Here is an 18,083-nt window from a genome sequence, read left to right as displayed (position 1 = left end):
AGGCCGGCATCAGAAGACCGGCAGGTTAGGCAGGGTCGCCGGGAGCCGGGACTGGACCGGCGGGACCAACTGTTGGAACTGCGCGTTCGCGCGGAGCCCGTTGAACCGCTGGTCTTTCCGGATGGCGTCGCGGGCGGCGTCGCCGCCGACGGTGATCGCCTGCCGGATGGATTCCAGGGCGGGCTCCGTCTGCTGGATGGCCAGTTGGACCGCCGCGAGGTCCATCCAGATGCTCGGCTGCGAAGGATCGCGGGCGACGTATCGCTGCAGGGCCACGGCCAGCAGGTCCGCGCGCCGGGCCTCGGCGAACAGCTTCGCGATTTCCAGGTAGAACTCGGGAGGGAGGCTGCCGTCGTTGAGCAGCTGCATGGTCAGCCCGACAAACTGCTGGTCGAGGTTCAGGCGGCGGTACAGCCGGGCCAGTTCCAGGGCGGACTGGAGGTCGCCGCGCCCCTGGTTGAACGTGGCTTCGAGCTCGTTCCGGCGGGCATCGGCCTTGTCGGCGTCGCTGAGCTGGGTCAGGAAATCGCGGAGCTTGTCGTTGCCCTTGTCCTTCTTCAGGAAGTTCTCGATAAGCTCGCGCGCCTCGGCGAATCGGCGCTGCTGCATGAGAATGTCGGCCAGGCGGTAGTTCGCCTCGGGGCTCAGGTCATAGAGATCGATGGCCTGGCGGAAGGCGTACTCGGCCTCCCGGTACATCTCCTCGCGGCGCGGGGAATCCTGGGCGCCGCGGAAGGCGTAGAGGCCGGCGATGGCGCTGCGGAGCTTGGAGAAGGTCTTCCGCGCCACTACGTCACGGTCGAACTTGGGGTTCTTCAGCAGGTAGTCGCAGTACCAGGTCCAGAAATCGTGGTCCTTCTTCACGAGGTCGGGCGGCAGCTCCCGCAGCGGCTCGGAGTTGATCTTCATGATCAGGCCGTGGGGGGTGAGGTAGGGATACATCCACGGGATGACGTAGCTCTCCTCGACGTAGAACTCGTGCTTGTACTTGTTCTGTTCGAAGATCATCTGCGCGAGGATGCCGTTGATCATCATGACGCCGGCGACGCCCTGGACGCTGACGCGGCCGTTTTCCACGGTCACGGCGGCGCCGGCGGGGACGCGCCCGGCCTGGACATCCTCGACGTAGCGCTGGAACGCGAGGTTGCTGTCCTGCTGGGAGGGGATCCAGATGGTGTCGCCGTAGAGGTCGCGCATGACGTTCATGTAGGTGTTATCGGCCAGCGCGTTCTGCGTGATGAGGTAGACGTCGCTGCGGCACTTGGCGGAGTAGATCATGTAGGTCGGCACGAAACGGCCCGGGTCGGTGCCGCCGAAGAAGATGGCGTTGGTGCCCATCTCGGGGGGGTAGTCGGGGGTCGGGTACTGCTTCCAGAGCTCCTCGAACTCGGCCGGGGCGCGTTTGAAGGCCAGGTCGTCGCGGATGCCGTTGACGCCGCGCAGCTGCCAGTGGCCGAACTGCCAGCCAAAGTCGTGCCCATGCTGCTCCGTCCCGCCGAGGATGAGGAGCTGGTTGTCGTCGTAGCCGTTCTGGTAGACCAGCACGAGCGGGAGGAGCACGGCGAAGACCGGGCCGAGGAAGCGCGCGACCCCCATGCCGCCCACGAGGGTCTCCAGCCAGGCGAGGATGAAGATCAGGCCGTAGCCCAGCCAGATGGCGTACACGGCATGGGACTGGATGAACTGCACGCGCCCGATGAACAGGGTCTGGATGTCGAGCGCCGGGTTCTGGAAGATGACGAGGATGATGCTGACGGAGAAGAACGAGATCAGGGCCGTGATGAGCCACGTGCGCGCCCGCCGGTCGAGCTTGATGAAGAAGACGAACGGCAGCAGCGCGAGCAGGGAGATGGGCGAGGAGAACTGCTCGCGCAGGTCGGTGATGTAGGAACCGATCTGCTCGAGGAACTTCTTGCTGAAGATGTCGGTCGGCGTGATGCGCTCGTACTGGCCGCGGCTGATGGCGTGCTTGAAGCCCTCCCACGTGCGGGGATAGCCCCAGTTCATGGGCGGGTTCTGCTCCGAGGCGAAGGGCATGTAGGCATAGAACGAGAGGCCCACGCCGACGAGCAGGATGACGAACAGCACGCGTTTCCACTCGGTCATGATCCGGCGCTGGATCAGGAACAGGCCGAGGGGCGCGAAGAGGAACAGCAGGGCGAACGTCAGGGTGAGGTGTTTCTGCCGCAGGATTTCGGCCGGCGCGTCCGGGCCGGGGTTCATGCCGTAGGCGCTGACAAAGAGGTAGACGGACACGGCGAGGAACAGGGCGGCGAGGCAATCGCGGAACAGGGCGCGGTCGCGGAACCAGATGGCGGCCATCAGGCCGAGCACCATGAAGAGGAGGGTCTGGTGGTTGGTCAGGCCGAGTCCGAAGATGAACGCCGTGATATAGAGGGTGGCGTCTTCCTTCGGCCGGCACATCCAGCGATACATCAGCAGCAGGATCGCCGTCTGGAAGAGGGCGTTGAGGCTATACACCTCGACGATGACCGACTGCGACCACATGACGGGGCTGAAGGCGAGCAGGAGCCCGCTGGAGACGCCGGCGGCCCAGCACAGCACGGTTTCCGTGCGGTAGCCGAGCACCTCGGTGGCCCGCTTCCAGGTGCGAATGATGTCGCTGCCGGAGCGGCTGACGAGCATGGCCAGGAGGGCGCAGGCCAGGGCGCCGCTGACGGCGGAGAACAGGCCGACGCTCCACGCCGGGTTCGGGTAGCCGTAGTAGGTGACCCAGTGGAAGATCCACTGGAAGAACCAGGTCAAGAGCGACCAGATAGGATAGCCGGGCGGATGCGGCACGCCGAGGTAGTCCGAGGCGACGGCGAGTTCCCCGGAATCCTCCAGCGTGACGGTGGGCGCCAGGGTGTACACGTAGACCCCGAGGGTGACCAGGAGGACCGTCCAGAAGGCGCTCCAGTCGGCGCGGCGGAAGAACCGGCCTTCCTGGTGGTCGAGGAAATCCGGCCGGGCCTGCTCCGCCACGGCCCCGGCCCCCGCGCCGGCGCCCTGCTGGTTCGATTCAAACGATGTCACGTGATTTCGATCCCGGTGAAAACCGCGCAAAACTTATGGTTTTCGGCGCCCGCGCGTCAAGCTCCGACATGCTTAGACCGCCGGCCGGCGGAAACGTTGCGCGTGGCGGGCGATTTCCTCTCATCCGCGGGACTCGATGGCCATCAGGGGGTACAGGTCGTGGATGAAGGCCTTGATCTGCTCCCGGTAGGCGTCGGAGTCCGGCTCCCGCAGGCCCCAGACGGCGATGTAGGCCCAGCGGTGGGAGATGTTGTGGAAGATGCGGTCCGTGGCCATCCAGATCATGCGCTGCACGTGGTACGGGGTTTCGCGGCCCTTGCCGACAAACCAGTAGGCATAGTACTGGGTGGACTCGATGGTCCGCTGGTCCGGCGTCTGGAACCGGCGCAACATGTCGAGGACCATGACTTCGAGCGGGCCGCGGTTGTCCATGGGAATTTCCAGGACGCTGGTGCCGACGATCTCGTTCCCCTGCCCCACGAGGCAGACCTGCGGCCGGTGAATGCTGGCCCGCTCCTTGCCGCTAAGCACAATGGAAACGTAGAGGCTCTTGCCCAGGGGATCGGTGTAGCGCTTCTTGAGAATGATGGTGTCGCTGGGGAGCAGCGTTTTTTCCCCGAGGCTCATGGACCCCAGCGGGCCCCCGCACAGGGGACAGGCCTCCATGTTTTCCAGCGCGCCGACCACGAACTCCTTGCCGCAGCCCGGCCCCTGGCAGTACAGGATCTCCTCGCCGCGCCAGCCGCCCACCAGGTCCGGCAGCTTGACGGCGATCCCGGCCTCGTCGCTGATGTTCACGTCCACCGTCAGCGCCAGCGCCAGCGACGTGAGCACGAAGAGGACGATCAGGACGAAGTAGGGCTTAAGAGTTCGCTTTTCCATCGGGACCACACTTCCTTGGGGTGGCTGTTCATGAGGCTGCCCAGGCCGATCAGCAGGCCCAGGGAGACGGGAAAGAAGATGAAGCCGGAGTAGTCGTGATAGAGGCCCACGGCCACTTCCTGGCCGAACGCCTCGGCCATCAGGGCGATCGTCGCGATGCGCGCGATGTTCCCGACGATGGCCAGGGGGATGGAGGAGGCGAACAGCAGCCATTTCTTCAGCAGCGTTTTCTGGGTCAGGTAGGCATAGACCGCCGCCAGGGCGGTCAGGGCCATGATGGAGCGCAGCCCGCTGCAGGGGTCCGCGACGTCCAGCGCCCAGCGCTCCATCCCCCCGCTATCCAGGGCACGGAGGGCCGAGCCGGACCGCTGCACCGCGATCCCGAGCCCGTTGAGCAGGTGGTGGGACACGATGGTCACCATCAGGCGCAGGGGAAACGTGAGGCTGTCGAGGAAGTTCAGCGGAACGCAGAAGATCAGGAAGGCGGCCGGGAAGAGAAGCTGCTTGGCCACCTGCCATCCGTAGAGATAGAACGGCACGCCCCAGATCAGCCCGATGAGGGCGAACAGCGAGAGGCGGACCTGCTGGGCCTTCGCCCCCACCCAGTGCGCGAGCAGGGCGAGCACGACCACCGCCAGGCCCCACCCGCTGACCCGCCGCGGGGCCGAGAGGATTTCCTTCCGGCGGTGCCAGACCGCCCACAGGCTCACCCAGGGGATCAGCCAGCCGTGCGAGTTGTCCCCGCCGGGGTCCGACCAGCGCTGCGTCATCCAGAGGATGGCCGAGCGGCCGTACATGCGGATGTCCACCGTATTGCCCTGCAAATGGAACATCAGGAACGCCAGGCCGATCAGGACCGCCGCCAGCCCGAGCTGGAGAAGGACAGACGGGGAAAGGGCCGCGAGGCGCCAGCGCTCGCTCCACAGCTGCGAGGATGTAGCGGTGTAGGACATCGCCCGGAAACGAATTAGACCGTACCATACCCGCTTTTGTTCAACGGGTCAACGACCGGGCCGGCGGAATCAGAAACCCGTGCCGCGGATCACGGCCAGCGGCGTCTTGACCAGGATCTCGAGATCGAGGCCCAGCGACCAGTGGTCGATGTATTCCAGGTCCAGCCGCATCCAATCCTCGAACGACAGGTCGTTGCGGCCGCTGACCTGCCAGAGGCAGGTGAGCCCGGCCCGCATGCTCAAGCGGCGGCGCTGCCAGTTCTCGTACTTCGCCACCTCGGACGGGATCGGCGGCCGCGGGCCCACCAGGCTCATGTCGCCGGCCAGGACGTTGAACAGCTGCGGCAGTTCGTCCAGCGAATGGCGCCGCAGGAACCGGCCGGCGGGCGTGACCCGGGGATCGTCCCGGATCTTGAACACCGGCCCGCTGACCTCGTTCCGTTCCTCCAGCAGGGCCCTTTTTTGTTCCGCGTCGGCCACCATCGTGCGGAACTTCAGCATGGTGAAGAGGCGCCCGTGCAGCGTGCAGCGCTTCTGCCGGAACAGGATCGGGCCGGGAGAGGTCAGCTTGATGACCAGGGCCACGGCCAGGAAGAGCGGGGACAGCAGCGCCAGGAGGAGCAGCGCGCCCGCAACGTCCATGACCCGTTTCGTCACCAGAGCCCAGGACAGGGTCGGCGTGGACCGGAACACCAGGACCGGCCGGGCCTGGAACTGATCCACGCAGGCCCGCGCGATGCTGGTGCGGAAAAAGTCGGCCAGGAGCCAAGCCTCCACGCCCTCCGTTTCGCAGACCTGGATCAACTCCTGGATCTCTTCAAAGGTCTGCCGGCCGGGGGCCAGCAGCACCGAGTCCACCGTCTGCTCGTGCAGCACGCGGGCGAGATCCCGGGGGGTCCCCAGCACCGGCGGGCCGTCCTCCGGGCCCGCGGCGGCCCCCTCCGGGCGGAGGAGGCCGAGCACCTTCACCGACCAGGCCGGCTGCTGCCGCAACTGATCCTGGACCGCCTTCACATCCCCGGGCGCGCCCACGAGCAGGATCCGCGACGGTGAACTCCACAGGGGCACCACCTGCCGCGTGACAGCGTCCTTGATCCACAGCAGGAGGACATCCAGCGCGGCAAAGATGATCACCAGGACCCGGGGGATATGCTTCACCTTGAGCAGGTACAGCAGGAAGAACACGGCCGCGACGCCGATCACGTTGGCCCGGAACAGGATCTTCAGCGAAGCCAGGCGCGAACGGGCAAACGGGTGCTGGTAGTACCCGTTCGACTCCAGGATCACGATCCACAGCGGAAGCAGCAGCAGGTACAGCCAGGCATGCTGCCAGAGGGCGTCGAAGGGCGGGAACAGGTCCGGCCGCCACATGTTCATCCCGCGGCGGATGGCCAGCGCCAGGGTAAAGGCCACGGCCGTCACCAGGGCATCGAGCGCCTGGCTGATCTGTCCTCGGAACTGGGCGGTCCTGTGAAGCATGAACGACGGGCCGTTGGCCTCTTGCGGGCTGCAACCCTACGATACAACGGCCCCGCAGTTCAATCCTTTAGATGCCCCGCCGGCGGCGGGATGGGCGCCGTGCCCGGGAACAGCGGGGACGGCCGCGCGGCGCTCCAGCGCCCCAGGTGCACGAGCGCCTTGTTCCAGGCGGCCCACCGCGCCACCTTCCAAAGGCTGGCCCGGATGGAGGAGCGGGCGGTGCAGAGTTCCCAGCACGCGTGGCAGGAGCGCAGGTCGCGGGCCAGCCGGACGGTCTCCGGCTTCGCCAGGATGGCCGGCAGCGGCTGGTCGTTCAGGTTGCCCGCGCTCTTGAGGATCGGGTGGCACGACAAGATCTCGCCCGTCTGGTCGATCATGAACTGCCGCTCGAACGCGTCGCAGAGCAGCAGGCGCCGGCCGGTGTTCAGATAGTGCAGCACCCCGTAGAGGAAGAACGCCCGGGCCCAGGCCAGGGGATTCCAGCTCTTCAACTGATCCCGGACGAGGGGCTCCAGGTACGGCAGGATCGTTTCGGGCCGCAGGGGCGGCACCTCGACGTTGAGGAACTTCGAGCTTTGCGCCACGGCGGGAGACAGCCCGGCCCCGAGCTTTCGCGCGTGGGCGTAGACCTCGGGGAGCATCGCGTAGTTCTCGGCGGTGATCGTAAAGCCGAAGTTGCGCCGCTTCAGCCCGATCTCGCCGAGCCGCTGGAACGTGCGGTGGACCTTGTCCCACGCCCCGGGCACGCCGCGCATCCGGTCGTGCGCCGCCCCGATGCCGTCGAGCGAAATGGTCACCTGCACGTGTTTATGGAACTTCAGGATATCGGCGACCTTCTCCACGATCACGTCCGTCCGGAACCCGTTGCTGGAGAAGACGATCTTGGCCCGCGGGTTGTTCCGGTGGACCACCCGGGCCATGTCCACGATCTCGCGGTGCAGGAACGGCTCGCCGCCGGCGAAGCTGACGGAGGACAGCGGCTTCACGCTCTCCAGCAGGGCCGGGGAGAGGTAGGACTTCCGCCCGAGGTCCTGGTTCTTCCAGATGTTGCACATCACGCACCGGGCGTCACAGATGTTCGTGACGTTGACCAGCACGTCGTAGCCTTTCATGGACCAGAACATGGCGCGGGGAACGTACGGTCGAAGGCCCCGGATGTCAAACGGCGGGGCGGCCGGCAACCTCGAGGAAGAGGTCCCGGGTTTTACGCGCGGCCGCGTCCCAGTCGTAGCGCCGCGCCAACAGGGCGCGGTACTCGTCCGCCTCGTCCGGCGGCAGGCCGGCGGCGAGGAGGGCCTCCATCCGGGCGGCCAGTTCCGGGACCGCGCCGGCGGGGAAGAACCGGTGTGCCCGCAGGCCGACCTCCCGGTTGGCCTCGATGTCGGACGCCAGCACCGGGGTTCCGAAGGCCATGGCCTCGAGGACGGAGAGGGGTAATCCCTCGGCGTAGGACGGCAGGACAAACAGGCCGGCCTGGCTGTAGAGCTCCCACAGCGGGGCCCCGCTCAAGACCCCTGTCAGGACGACCCCGGGCGTGTCGGCCGCCAGGCGCTTGAGGCCGCGGCTATAGTCCGTCTCGTGGTCGGCAGCGCCCGCGATGACCAGCCGGAGGTCGTCCCGGCGGACCCGGTCGAAGGCGCGGATCAGATCCTCCAGCCCCTTGCCCTCCACGAAGCGGCAGGCGGTGAAGAAATAGCGGCCGGGGGTCAAGCTCCACCTCCGCATCGCCTCGCCCGGCGGCCGGCGTTCCATCCGCGCCACCCCGTTGGGGATGTGGACCACGCGGCGCCCGGGATAGCGCTCCGCCAGCGCGCGCCGCGCGGCCTCGGTCACCGTGATCACCGCGTCGCTGAACCGCAGGCCGATCCGCTCGCCGAGGCGCAGGACACCCCGGGCCAACGGGCCCCATTTCTTGTGCTCGTAGTTGGGGCTGTGGTAGGTCAGCACGGTCTTCAGGCCCGCGAGCTTCAACACGGGCAGGCAAAGGGCGGGGCCGATGTTGTGCACGTGCACCAGGTCCGTTTGCCGCCGGCGGCGGGCCGTCCGCAGCGCGGCCGCGAAGCTGTGGCCCAGCGCCTCCAGGTGCTTGCGGCGGACGGCGGGCAGATACTCGAACCGCACGCCGCGCCATTCCGCGGCCCGCCGGTCGGGCGGGAAATAGGGCGCGCGGGCCATGACGGTGACCCGCACGCCGAGGGCGGCCAGGCGCGGGTACAGTTCCTCGCCGTGCTTCTCGGCTCCGCCCTGCACGCCGGGAAACCCGCGGAGCCCTATGACGCGGACATTCACGTCAGGAGGCGTCGATCGGCAGCTTGAAGGCCAGGCGCAGCTTGTTGCGCGCGATCCAGCTGATGGGCTTCCAGGGGCGCCGCACCATGTCGTGGCGGTCGGTGACGATGAAACAGCAGTCGCGCGTGCAGCCGCGGACCCGGGCCATGATCTCGCGCGCCTTGTCGGAATTCATGATCTCCTCGAAGGAGGACTCCTTGAGATTGCCCATGATCCATTCCTCGGCGGACCCGTTGCAGGGCGTGACATTCCCCCAGGGGTCCACGAAGAAGAAATCCGTGCCGGCGCCGCAGGGCGGCCGGTAGGCGGAGGCCGGCTTGCCGGCGAACCGGTTCAGGATGCTGCGGTTGAAGTAGGCGCGGCCGTAGTCCTTGATCCGGCTCTTGAGCCCCGCGCGGCGGGACTGCAGCAGCGCGGCGATGAACTCCGTCTCGCGTTTCACGGCCTTGTCCCGGTCCGCGATGGCGTTGTCCGTCTTGTGGAAGTACCAGGAATTGTGCATCACCGAGTTGCCCAACTCCACGTCCAGCGCGGCGCACAGCTCGTACAGCGGGATCAGGTCGTCCGCGTTGCGGTCGGAGATCACGATGGAAAACCCGATGTTCCGGCACTTCGTTTTCCTCAACTCCAGCATGGTGCGCAGGGCATGGTCGAACCCGTCCTTCGTCCCGCGCAGCCGGTCGTTGGTTTCCGGCAGGCCTTCGAGGCTCACGCGGATGAGGATGTCGGGATACTTTTCCGCGAGGCGCACGACGCGGTCCGTGTAGAACCCGTTCGTGCTCAACTCCAGCAGATCCGCCTTCGGGTGCAGGATGGCGAAGATCTCCTCGATGTCCTCGCGCAGGGTCGGCTCGCCGCCGGTAACGTTGATGCGCAGGCCTTCGGGGAGCTTTTCGTAATACTTCGCCGGCAGTTCCTCCTCGGGTTTCGTCGGGGTCTGCCAGATATGGCACATCCCGCACCGGGCATTGCACCGGAACGTCGTGATCAAGCTCGCCTGGACAATATTGCGCGGCATGCCGGGGTCTCCAGAACCGCCTGACTATTCCCGGCCTTCGGCGTCTTTTCAAGGCCGTTTTTGCCTGTTGCAGGGCGGCGGCCGGCGGGTATGCTGGCGGGACCGAAATGAGGCACGGGCGCCAGATGCTCCGGCTCGCGGCCGGGGCGGTGGTCGGGGCCGCGCTGTCCGCGGCCGCGGGCGGAGGCCCGCAGAACGTGCTGGTCGTGGTCAACGACCGCGACCGCGCGTCCGTCGAGGCGGGCCGGTACTACATGGAGAAGCGGGGCCTCGCTCCGCGCCAGTTATGCCGCCTTCGCCTGCCGTCATCGGAGCCGTCCATCCCGGCCGCCCTCTTCGAAGAGCACATCCGGCGGCCCATCGAGGCCCACATCGAGGCCGAGGGACTGGCCCGCCAGATCGATTTCCTCGCCGTCTGCTGGAGCGCGCCCACGCGGGTGAGCGATTCGGAGAGCATCACGGCCGCCCTGGCCTTCGGATTCCAGAACGCGCCGGGCGCCCCCCCGTGTGCGCTGATCCCCGGCACGAGCAACGCCTACGTCTTCTCGGAAAGGGCCTTTTCGCGCGCGACGGGCGGGCCCGGCCGGCCGGCCTACCTGGCCATGCTGCTGTCCGCCCCCACGCCCGAGGAAACCCGGCGGCTGGTGGACCGCTCCGTCGCCGCCGACGGCACGGCGCCCGACGGCACCTTCTACCTGCTCAAGCCGCCCAGCGACCCCGCCCGGAACATCCGGTACAAACTTTTCGACGAGTTCGATTTCCAGGCGCGCTTCCTGGAAGGCTTCCCGCGCCGGGTCTTCGCGGAGCAGAACGCCCAAGGCAACCTCCGCGATGTCATGGGCTACCAGACCGGCATCTCCAGTTACCCGGACTGGTTCTGGGCCACCAACGCGTACCGGCCGGGCGCCATCGCGGACCACCTGACGTCGTTCGGCGGCATGCTGCCCACGCCGTCGATGGGACACAGCTCCGTGTTTGACTGGATCCGGGCCGGGGCCTCCGCCAGCTACGGCACCGTCAGCGAACCGTGCAATTTCCCCGAGAAGTTTCCGCACCCGCTCGTCTTCCTGTGGTACGCGCGGGGCTTCAATCTCGCCGAGAGCTACTGGATGAGCGTGGCGCATCCCCACCAGGGGCTCTTCGTGGGCGATCCCCTCATGGCGCCCTACGCGCGGCCGCCCCTCGTCACGGTGTCCGGCGCGGTTTCCGGCCAGACGGTATCGGGGGTGGTCACCGTTCGGGTCACGGCGGTCGGGACCCCCGAGCGCCCCGTCGCGGCCATCGACCTGTACCTCGACGAGCTCTGGACGGCCACGCTGACCAACGTGACGCCGAAGGCGTGGAACGAAATATGGGTCGACGTGGACGGCACCGCCGGCCAGTACATCCTCCGGGCCGCGGACGACCTCTGTGCCGCGGCCGACGGCATCGCGCGGGACCTCCGGCGGCAGAACCCCATGCTCAACGCCATCCCGTTCGGCGACCGGGTCGTGCTGATGGACGGGCGCATAGGCAAGCCGGGCGCGACCACGCGCTACGGGGCGCGCGTGGAGGCCGGGCTGGGGCCGCCGCCCGCGTTGAGCATCCGCGCCCTGACGCCGGCCTTCCTGGACAGCACGTACCCGGCGCGCAAGTACCTCCTGCTGCGGGGCCCCGCCCGGGAGGGCGACGCCGTCGAGTGCCGGATCACCGTGGCGGCCGGGACCGTGGTCACGGCGCGCGTGGCGGCGGCGGAAGGTGAGGCGGCCACCTCGGTCGTCGCGCGCCTGGAGCGGGCTCTCCGCGACGATCCCCTGTTGGGCGGCGAGGAGGGCGTGCGGCTGGCCAACCGAAAAAGCTCGGGCGAGCAGGTGGAATTCTCCCTCGAGGCCAGCCGCCCCGGCGCCACGGGCATGGCCCTGCTGCTCGAATACCACATCCTCCCGGCGCAGGCCGGCACGGGGCTGGGCCCTCCGGTCGCCTACCGCGGGCGGCTGGGCGACACGATCGACCTCTTGAGCAGCCGCGGGATGCTGCAACTGGCCTGCGGGCGGGAAACGCTGGAGGCGGAAGCCGTGCTGGACACCGCGGCGCATCCCGCCGGCCCGCACGCGCTGCGGTTCGTGGCCCGCGACGGCACGGCGGTGCAAACGCAGGGGCACGCGCTGCTTCCGCTCGTGTTCCGCCATGCCGACCCCGCGCGGTAGGGGCGCCGTAAACCGAGGCTGGATGGAACGGCCCGCGGCGGGTATACTATAAGGATAGAGGGGAGCGTCATGTTGAGCGATCGCCTTCACCGCGCGCGGGCCGGGATCCTGCTGGCCTGGACGCTGGCGGTCCTGCCGGCGGCCGCCGGCGGCGGCCCGCAGAACGTCCTGGTCATCGTCAACGACCGGAGCATCGAGTCCCAGGAGATCGGCCTGCTCTACCGCCAGACCCGCGGGATCCCGGAGCTCAACGTGTGCCGCGTCTCGGTCGATCCGTACCTGTACGATGCCACCAACCAGTTTTTCCAGACGGCCATCGTCGCCCGCGTGCAGCAGCACATCGCCGACTACGGGTTGAGCAACCAGATCGACTACCTCGTGCTCTGCAAGGAGCTGCCCACGCGCGTCAACGCCAACGAGGGCGCCACGGCCGTGCTCTTCTATGGCTTCAAGGCCGCACCGACCATTTCCTCCACGTGCAGCATGCCGACGAACACGCGCAGCGCCTACTACCAGGCCGAGCGCGGTTTCTCGCGGCGCGACACGTACGGCGGGACCAACCTCTACCTCGCCATGACGCTCACCGCCAGGACGCTTTTCCAGTCCGCCACGAACATCCAGAACGGCAAGCTGGCCGACGGTTCCGCTCCGACGGGCACGATCTACCTCCTCTACCCGCCGTCCGACGGCGCGCGGAACATCCGCTACAAGCTCTTCAGCCGTCTCAACTTCTTAAGCCGGTTCTGGACCGGGTTCCCGCAGGTCCGCGAGTTCTACAGCAACGCGCTGTCGAACCGGAAGGACGTGCTGGGCTACCTGACCGGCATTTCCAATTACCCCGAATGGTTCTGGACCACCAACGTGTACCGGCCGGGCGCGATTGCGGATCACCTGACCTCGTTCGGCGGGCGCCTGCCCGAGCCGGGCGGCGGGCAGTCGCCCATCACGGACTGGATCCGCGCCGGGGCCGCGGCCAGCTACGGGACCGTGGCGGAGCCGTGCGCCTACGTGGAGAAGTTCCCGGATCCCCTGGTGTACTTCTGGTATTTCCGAGGCTTCAACCTGGCGGAGAGCTACTGGATGAGCGTGGCCAATCCCTACCAGGGCCTGTTCGTCGGCGACCCGCTGGCGGCGCCGTACGCCCGGCCGCCGGGGGTGTCCGTCGGCGCGCCGGCGAGCAACGCCGTGGTCTCGGGCGTGGTCACCGTCCAGGTCACCGCCGCCACCAACGCCGCGGGGATCCCCGCGCGCGCCCTGGAGTTGTACGTGGACGATCTCTGGACCGCGGCCCTGACCAACGTCGGGCCGGCGCCCGGCAACGTCCTGCGGGCGATGGTGGGCGGGGTGACCTGCGCCTACACCGCCGTCGCCGGCGACACGCTGTACTCCGCCGTGGCCGGGCTCGCCGCCGCCGTCAACGCCAGCCAGACGGCCGCCCGGGCCGAGGCCTATGGGGATCGCCTCCAGCTCATCTACACCAATTACGGCCAGGCCGGCTCCGCGATCGCCTGCGGCGCGGAGACGGCGATCGGCACGGCCGCCGTGCTGTCGGTGTGGGGCCAGGCCTTGTCTCCGAACCTGCTGGAATGCGCGTATCCCGCGCGCGAGTACGTATCCGTGTCCGGCACGGCCAACACGGGCGACACGGTGACCTGCAAGATCACGCTCACCAACGGCGTCATCGTCACCAACCGGGTCATCGCGGCGCAGGGGCAGACCGCCGCCTCCGTGCTCGCCCAGTTGCAGAACCTGATCAACTCCAACGCCGCCCTGCAGGCCACCAACGGGGTGCGCGCGGTGACGTTTACCACCTACCTGCCGACGGAAATGGCGCTCGAGGCCCGGACGCCCGGCCCGGAGGGCTATAACCTGTTCGTGGATTACCAGGTCACCCGCGCCTTCCCCCCCAGCGGCCTCGACACCGGAGTGTCGTTCTCGGACCAGTTTGACGACGCCGAAGAATACGTCTTCAACGATGCCGTGCGCTCCTACCGGGTCCTGACCGCGCAGGGCACCCTGACGTTCTGGACGGGCCGGGACCCGCTGGAGGCGGAATACGCGTGGGACACGGCCGGCCTCCCGAACGGCCGGCACACACTGCGCCTCGTGGCCCGCGACGGCGCCGCCACGGAAACCCAGGGCCACGCCCTCGTGCCGGTCGTCGTCAGCAACTCGCCGTTCACGTGCCACCTGCTCTCGCCCACGGGCGGGGCCGCCTTCGTCCTCGGAAGCAACGTCTTCCTGGAGGCCGCGGCCAGCCACGCGCCGGGCACGGTCACGCAGGTCGTGTTCCTGGTCGAGGGCCGCCCCTTCGCCGCCTTGACCAACGCTCCCTACGTCGCGGCGGCCGACACCCTCGCCTACGGCGTCGGCAGCGTCACCGTCCGCGCCCTCGCCCGCGACTCGACGGGCGCGCAGGCGCTGTCGGACCCGGCCGCGATCGCCATCGGGCGGTCCCCCTGGGTGGACAGCGACGGGGACGGCGTGGCGGACGCCTGGGAACAGCAATCGTTCGGCGGGCTGTACGTGTACAACGCCACGAACGATCCCGACGCGGACGGCGTGGACAACTACCGCGAGTACGTGGCGGCCACCGATCCCAATTCGCCGGCCAGCTTCTTCTTCGCGGAACCCACGCCCGGCTTGTTTGAATTCGGGCGGCTGTCCTTCTTCGCCGACACCGGCCGCGTGTACGAGGTGCTCTACAACACCGGGTACCTGACCAACTTCAACGCCTGGGAGGTCGCGACCCCGACGCCCTTCCCCGGGCACGGCGGGGTGACCAACTGGGTGGACGACGGCAGCGAAACCGAGCCGCCCCCGGCGGACGTCACCCAGCGCCTGTACAAGGTCCGCGTCGCCCTGCCCTGATCCTCCCTTGTGGCGGGCCGGGGGTTCGGCTATAAACGCTCCCATGCGCTTGGGCGCCATCTATACCCTCTACGGGCGGCGGGCCGGGGCCGAACTGTTTGTCGAGAAGACTCTCGAGGCGATCCTGCGGCTGGCCCCCGGCTGGGAACTGACCGTCCTGTGCAACACCGAGGCGGAGGCGGTCCTGCGGGAGGTCCTGCCGGCCGCCCGGGTGGAACCGGTCCCCTGGCTGAACAACCAGTTCAAGAAGGCCTTCTGGCTGGAGTTCCTATCCGCGCGCGCCATCCACCGGGGGCGTTTCGACGCGTTCTGGATCCCCAGCGGCGGGGCCCATTTCCCGGGCCGGTGGAACGTGCCGGCCGTGGTGACGTTCCTCGACATGGGCGCCTTCCTGGTCAGGAACCAGTACGATTTCAAGCGCACGGTCTACCGCAAGTACCTCGCGACGCCCCTCTCCCTGCGCCGGGGCGCGGCCTTCACCGGCATCTCCCGGACCACGGTGGACGATCTCGTGCGGCTGTTCCCCCGCGTGAAAAACCCCGAGGTCATCCACCCCGGCCCTTCCCCGCTGCCGCCGGCCCCGCCCATGGACCGTCCCGCGGAAGTGGTCGAGCAGGAAATCGGCCTGAAGGTCGACCGGATCTTTTTCTCCCCCGCCCGCACGGACTACCGGGGCAAGGGCCGGGACATCCTCCTGCGGGCCTACGCCGGGTATCGCCGGCAGGTGCCCGACCCCTGGCCGCTTCTCATGCCGGGCCCCCAGGGCGAGTTCCATGACCAGGTCATGCGGGACATCGCGACGCTGGGCCTGGAAGGCCACGCGGTCTGGCCGGGCCGGGTCAGCGACGCCTGCATCCAGGCCCTGTACGGGGTCAGCGGGGCCATGATCATGCCGTCGCGCATCGAGGGCTTCGGCTTTCCCCTGCTCGAGGCCATGGCCCGCGGCGTGCCGGTGATCTGCTCGGATGCCGGCTCTCTGCCGGAGGTGGCGGGCGGCGCGGCCCTGATCTTTCCCAGCGGGGACGCCGCGCGCCTGGAGGAAGCGATGGTCCGGCTTCACCGGGACCCGGCCCTGCGGGAGGACCTGGTCCTCAAGGGCCGCCGGCGCTGCCGGGAGTATTCCTGGGAGGAGACCGCGCGCAAATACATTGCGCTCTTCCTCCGGGTTGCCGGGCGGGGCCCGCAAGGATAGCGCCGATGCTCTTCACCAGCGGGGCTTTTTTCATCTTCCTGCCGATCGTACTGGCGCTCTACTTCAGCCTGGAGCGCCGGGCGCAGAACGGCATGCTGCTGGTCGCCAGCTACTTCTTCTACGGGTGGTGGGACTGGCGCTTCTGCAGCCTGCTGGCGATCTCGACGTTCCTCGATTTCTTCTGCTCCCTGGGGATGGAGCGCCACCCGGCCCGGCGCCGCGTCTTCCTTCTCGCCAGCCTCGCGGGGAACCTAGGCATCCTGGGTTTCTTCAAGTACGCCAACTTCTTTGTGGACTCCGCCGCCGCGCTCCTGGCGGCGCTGGGCTTCCAGGCGCACCTGCCGACCCTGAAGATCATCCTGCCGGTGGGCATCTCGTTCTACACGTTCCAGACGATGGCCTACACGATCGACGTGTACCGGGGCCAGATCCGGGCCACGCGCAGCCTGCTGGATTTCGCCCTGTACGTCTGCTACTTCCCGCAGCTCGTGGCGGGGCCGATCGAGCGCGCCCAGAACCTGCTGGGGCAGTTCGCGGCCCCGCGCCGCGTGACCCGCCGGATGCTCGCCTCGGGCGCCCTGCTGGTCCTGCTGGGATTTTTCCGGAAGATCGCGATCGCGGACGCGGCGGCGCCCTACGTCGAGTGGTGCTTCGCCGAGCCCGCGCAGCGCACGTGGATCGAGCTGCTCGCCGGCGTGTGGCTGTTCGCGATCCAGATCTACGGGGATTTCTGCGGGTACAGCGACATCGCCCGCGGCATCTCGCGGATCATGGGCATCGAGCTGATGGAGAACTTCAACCAGCCCTACCTGTCCGCCAGCATCACGGAGTTCTGGCGCCGCTGGCACATCTCGCTCTCCACGTGGCTGCGGGACTACCTGTACATCCCGCTGGGCGGGAACCGGGGCGGCACGCGGAAGACCTACCGCAACCTGATGCTCACCATGCTGCTGGGCGGGCTCTGGCACGGGGCCAACTGGACCTTCGTGGTCTGGGGCGGCCTGCACGGCCTCTACCTGGCGGCGCACAAGTTCTGGCTGGGCCTCCGGGGCCGGGCCCGCCCCGCCGCGCCGGCGCCGCTCGGGAAGCGGCTCGCGGGCATGGTCTTCACCTTCCACCTGGTGCTGCTGACGTGGGTTTTCTTCCGCGCCCGGGATTTCGGGACGGCCTGGTCGTATCTCGCCGGCATCCTCGGCGGGCGCGGCGGGTGGGCCGCCTTCCACCTCGGGCCCGTGTTCCGCGTGGCCTTCTTCTCGACGCTGATGCTTTTCGTGGACCTGCCCCAGTACCGGGCCCGGGCGCACGAGCGCCTGCTGCAATGGCCGTGGATCGCGCGCGGCCTGGCCTACGCGGCCCTGGCCGCGGCCATCCTGTTCTTGAGACCGCTCAATGAAACGCCTTTTATCTATTTTCAGTTTTAGCACCCTCGCGGAGCGCCCGCGGCTGTCCCGCGCGGTCCTGCTGGGCGCGGGAATCCTGCTCGCCCTCGAGCTCGCGGTGGGTTGGGGCCTGCGCACGGGGCGCCTGGCCGACGGGCGCGCGCTGGAGCAACTGGTGGAGGGACAGCGCCGCACGCTCCGGGAGTCCCGGGCGCCGGTCTGGCTGCTCGGCAACAGCGCGCTGGCCTACGGCGTCGACCCGGACCGGCTCGCCGCGGAACTGGGCCGCGGCGTGGCGTCGCTGCGGCACGGTTCCTGCACGGCGGCCGGCTCGGCCTCCATGCTGGAGCATTACCTGGACGAGGCCGGATTCCGGCCGGACCTGGTCGCGCTCTGCGTCACGAAGGACGACTTCAACCTCCGCGGCTACCGCGCGAGCATGTCCGGGGTGTACCGCTGGTACGGCCGCTGGTACGACCTGTCCCTGGACCGGATCAGCCGCGTGAGCGCGGCGCGGGAGTCGCTCAAGGACAAGGCTCGCGCGTGGCGAAAGGGCGGCGGGGGATCGGCGGCCTCGGCCCCGGCGGACGCCGGAGAGACCCGGGAAGAGGGAGCGGGCGGAACGACCGTGTTCGAGGGGACGATCGACGAGCGCGAGGCTCGCTGGCTGGAGCAACTGGCGTGGTCCTTCAGCCCGGACTGGAGCGGGCTGGACCGGATCGCCGCGCGGGCGCGGCGGGAGGGGTTCCGGCCGGTGCTGGTCTGGCTGCCCGTCACGCCCGAGTACCGCCGGTTCCA

12 protein-coding genes are annotated in these 18,083 nt (G+C 68.5%); 5 read left to right on the top strand and 7 right to left on the bottom strand.

Annotated features, from left to right (window positions below):
* Positions 1 to 9: 9 nt before the first annotated feature.
* From KA248_03760 to KA248_03730, 7 genes are all read right to left on the bottom strand, one after another.
* Positions 10 to 3,036 (bottom strand): DUF2723 domain-containing protein, encoded by a 3,027-nt coding sequence (locus KA248_03760; GenBank protein ID MBP7829014.1) that lies wholly within the window; start codon positions 3,034 to 3,036, stop codon positions 10 to 12.
* Positions 3,037 to 3,156: 120 nt separating this feature from the next.
* Positions 3,157 to 3,918 (bottom strand): exosortase-associated EpsI family protein, encoded by a 762-nt coding sequence (locus tag KA248_03755; protein ID MBP7829013.1) that lies wholly within the window; start codon positions 3,916 to 3,918, stop codon positions 3,157 to 3,159.
* Positions 3,882 to 4,871, bottom strand: a complete 990-nt coding sequence (locus KA248_03750) for an exosortase/archaeosortase family protein (protein MBP7829012.1) — start codon at positions 4,869 to 4,871, stop codon at positions 3,882 to 3,884. Before KA248_03750 ends, KA248_03755 begins: the two co-directional genes overlap by 37 nt.
* A gap of 69 nt (positions 4,872 to 4,940) precedes the next feature.
* Positions 4,941 to 6,350 (bottom strand): sugar transferase, encoded by a 1,410-nt coding sequence (locus KA248_03745; GenBank protein ID MBP7829011.1) that lies wholly within the window; start codon positions 6,348 to 6,350, stop codon positions 4,941 to 4,943.
* Between the two features lie 59 nt (positions 6,351 to 6,409).
* Positions 6,410 to 7,462 (bottom strand): radical SAM protein, encoded by a 1,053-nt coding sequence (locus tag KA248_03740; GenBank protein ID MBP7829010.1) that lies wholly within the window; start codon positions 7,460 to 7,462, stop codon positions 6,410 to 6,412.
* Between the two features lie 46 nt (positions 7,463 to 7,508).
* Positions 7,509 to 8,639: a glycosyltransferase family 4 protein gene (locus tag KA248_03735; GenBank protein ID MBP7829009.1), complete on the bottom strand. Its 1,131-nt coding sequence runs from the start codon at positions 8,637 to 8,639 to the stop codon at positions 7,509 to 7,511.
* 1 nt (position 8,640) lies between these two features.
* On the bottom strand, positions 8,641 to 9,657 hold the full coding sequence (locus tag KA248_03730) for a radical SAM protein (GenBank protein MBP7829008.1): 1,017 nt from the start codon (positions 9,655 to 9,657) through the stop codon (positions 8,641 to 8,643).
* Positions 9,658 to 9,764: 107 nt separating this feature from the next.
* Here KA248_03730 and KA248_03725 point away from each other — a divergent pair, with 107 nt between their 5' ends.
* The 5 genes from KA248_03725 to KA248_03705 all read left to right on the top strand — a co-directional run.
* The gene (locus tag KA248_03725) at positions 9,765 to 11,843 is read left to right on the top strand and encodes a TIGR03790 family protein (protein MBP7829007.1); all 2,079 of its coding nucleotides are present in this window, start codon (positions 9,765 to 9,767) and stop codon (positions 11,841 to 11,843) included.
* Between the two features lie 69 nt (positions 11,844 to 11,912).
* Positions 11,913 to 14,714 (top strand): TIGR03790 family protein, encoded by a 2,802-nt coding sequence (locus KA248_03720; protein MBP7829006.1) that lies wholly within the window; start codon positions 11,913 to 11,915, stop codon positions 14,712 to 14,714.
* 43 nt (positions 14,715 to 14,757) lie between these two features.
* Positions 14,758 to 15,906, top strand: a complete 1,149-nt coding sequence (locus KA248_03715) for a glycosyltransferase family 4 protein (protein ID MBP7829005.1) — start codon at positions 14,758 to 14,760, stop codon at positions 15,904 to 15,906.
* Between the two features lie 5 nt (positions 15,907 to 15,911).
* A complete protein-coding gene (locus KA248_03710) occupies positions 15,912 to 17,327 on the top strand; it encodes an MBOAT family protein (GenBank protein MBP7829004.1) in 1,416 nt (471 codons plus the stop codon).
* On the top strand, positions 17,296 to 18,083 hold a 788-nt coding region (locus KA248_03705; protein ID MBP7829003.1), incomplete at its 3' end, for a hypothetical protein. The genes KA248_03710 and KA248_03705, both read left to right, overlap by 32 nt.

The organism is Kiritimatiellia bacterium (assembly GCA_018001225.1).
In the GTDB taxonomy this organism is placed as follows: domain Bacteria; phylum Verrucomicrobiota; class Kiritimatiellia; order CAIQIC01; family JAGNIJ01; genus JAGNIJ01.
This window is presented reverse-complemented; position numbering and strand designations above follow the sequence as displayed.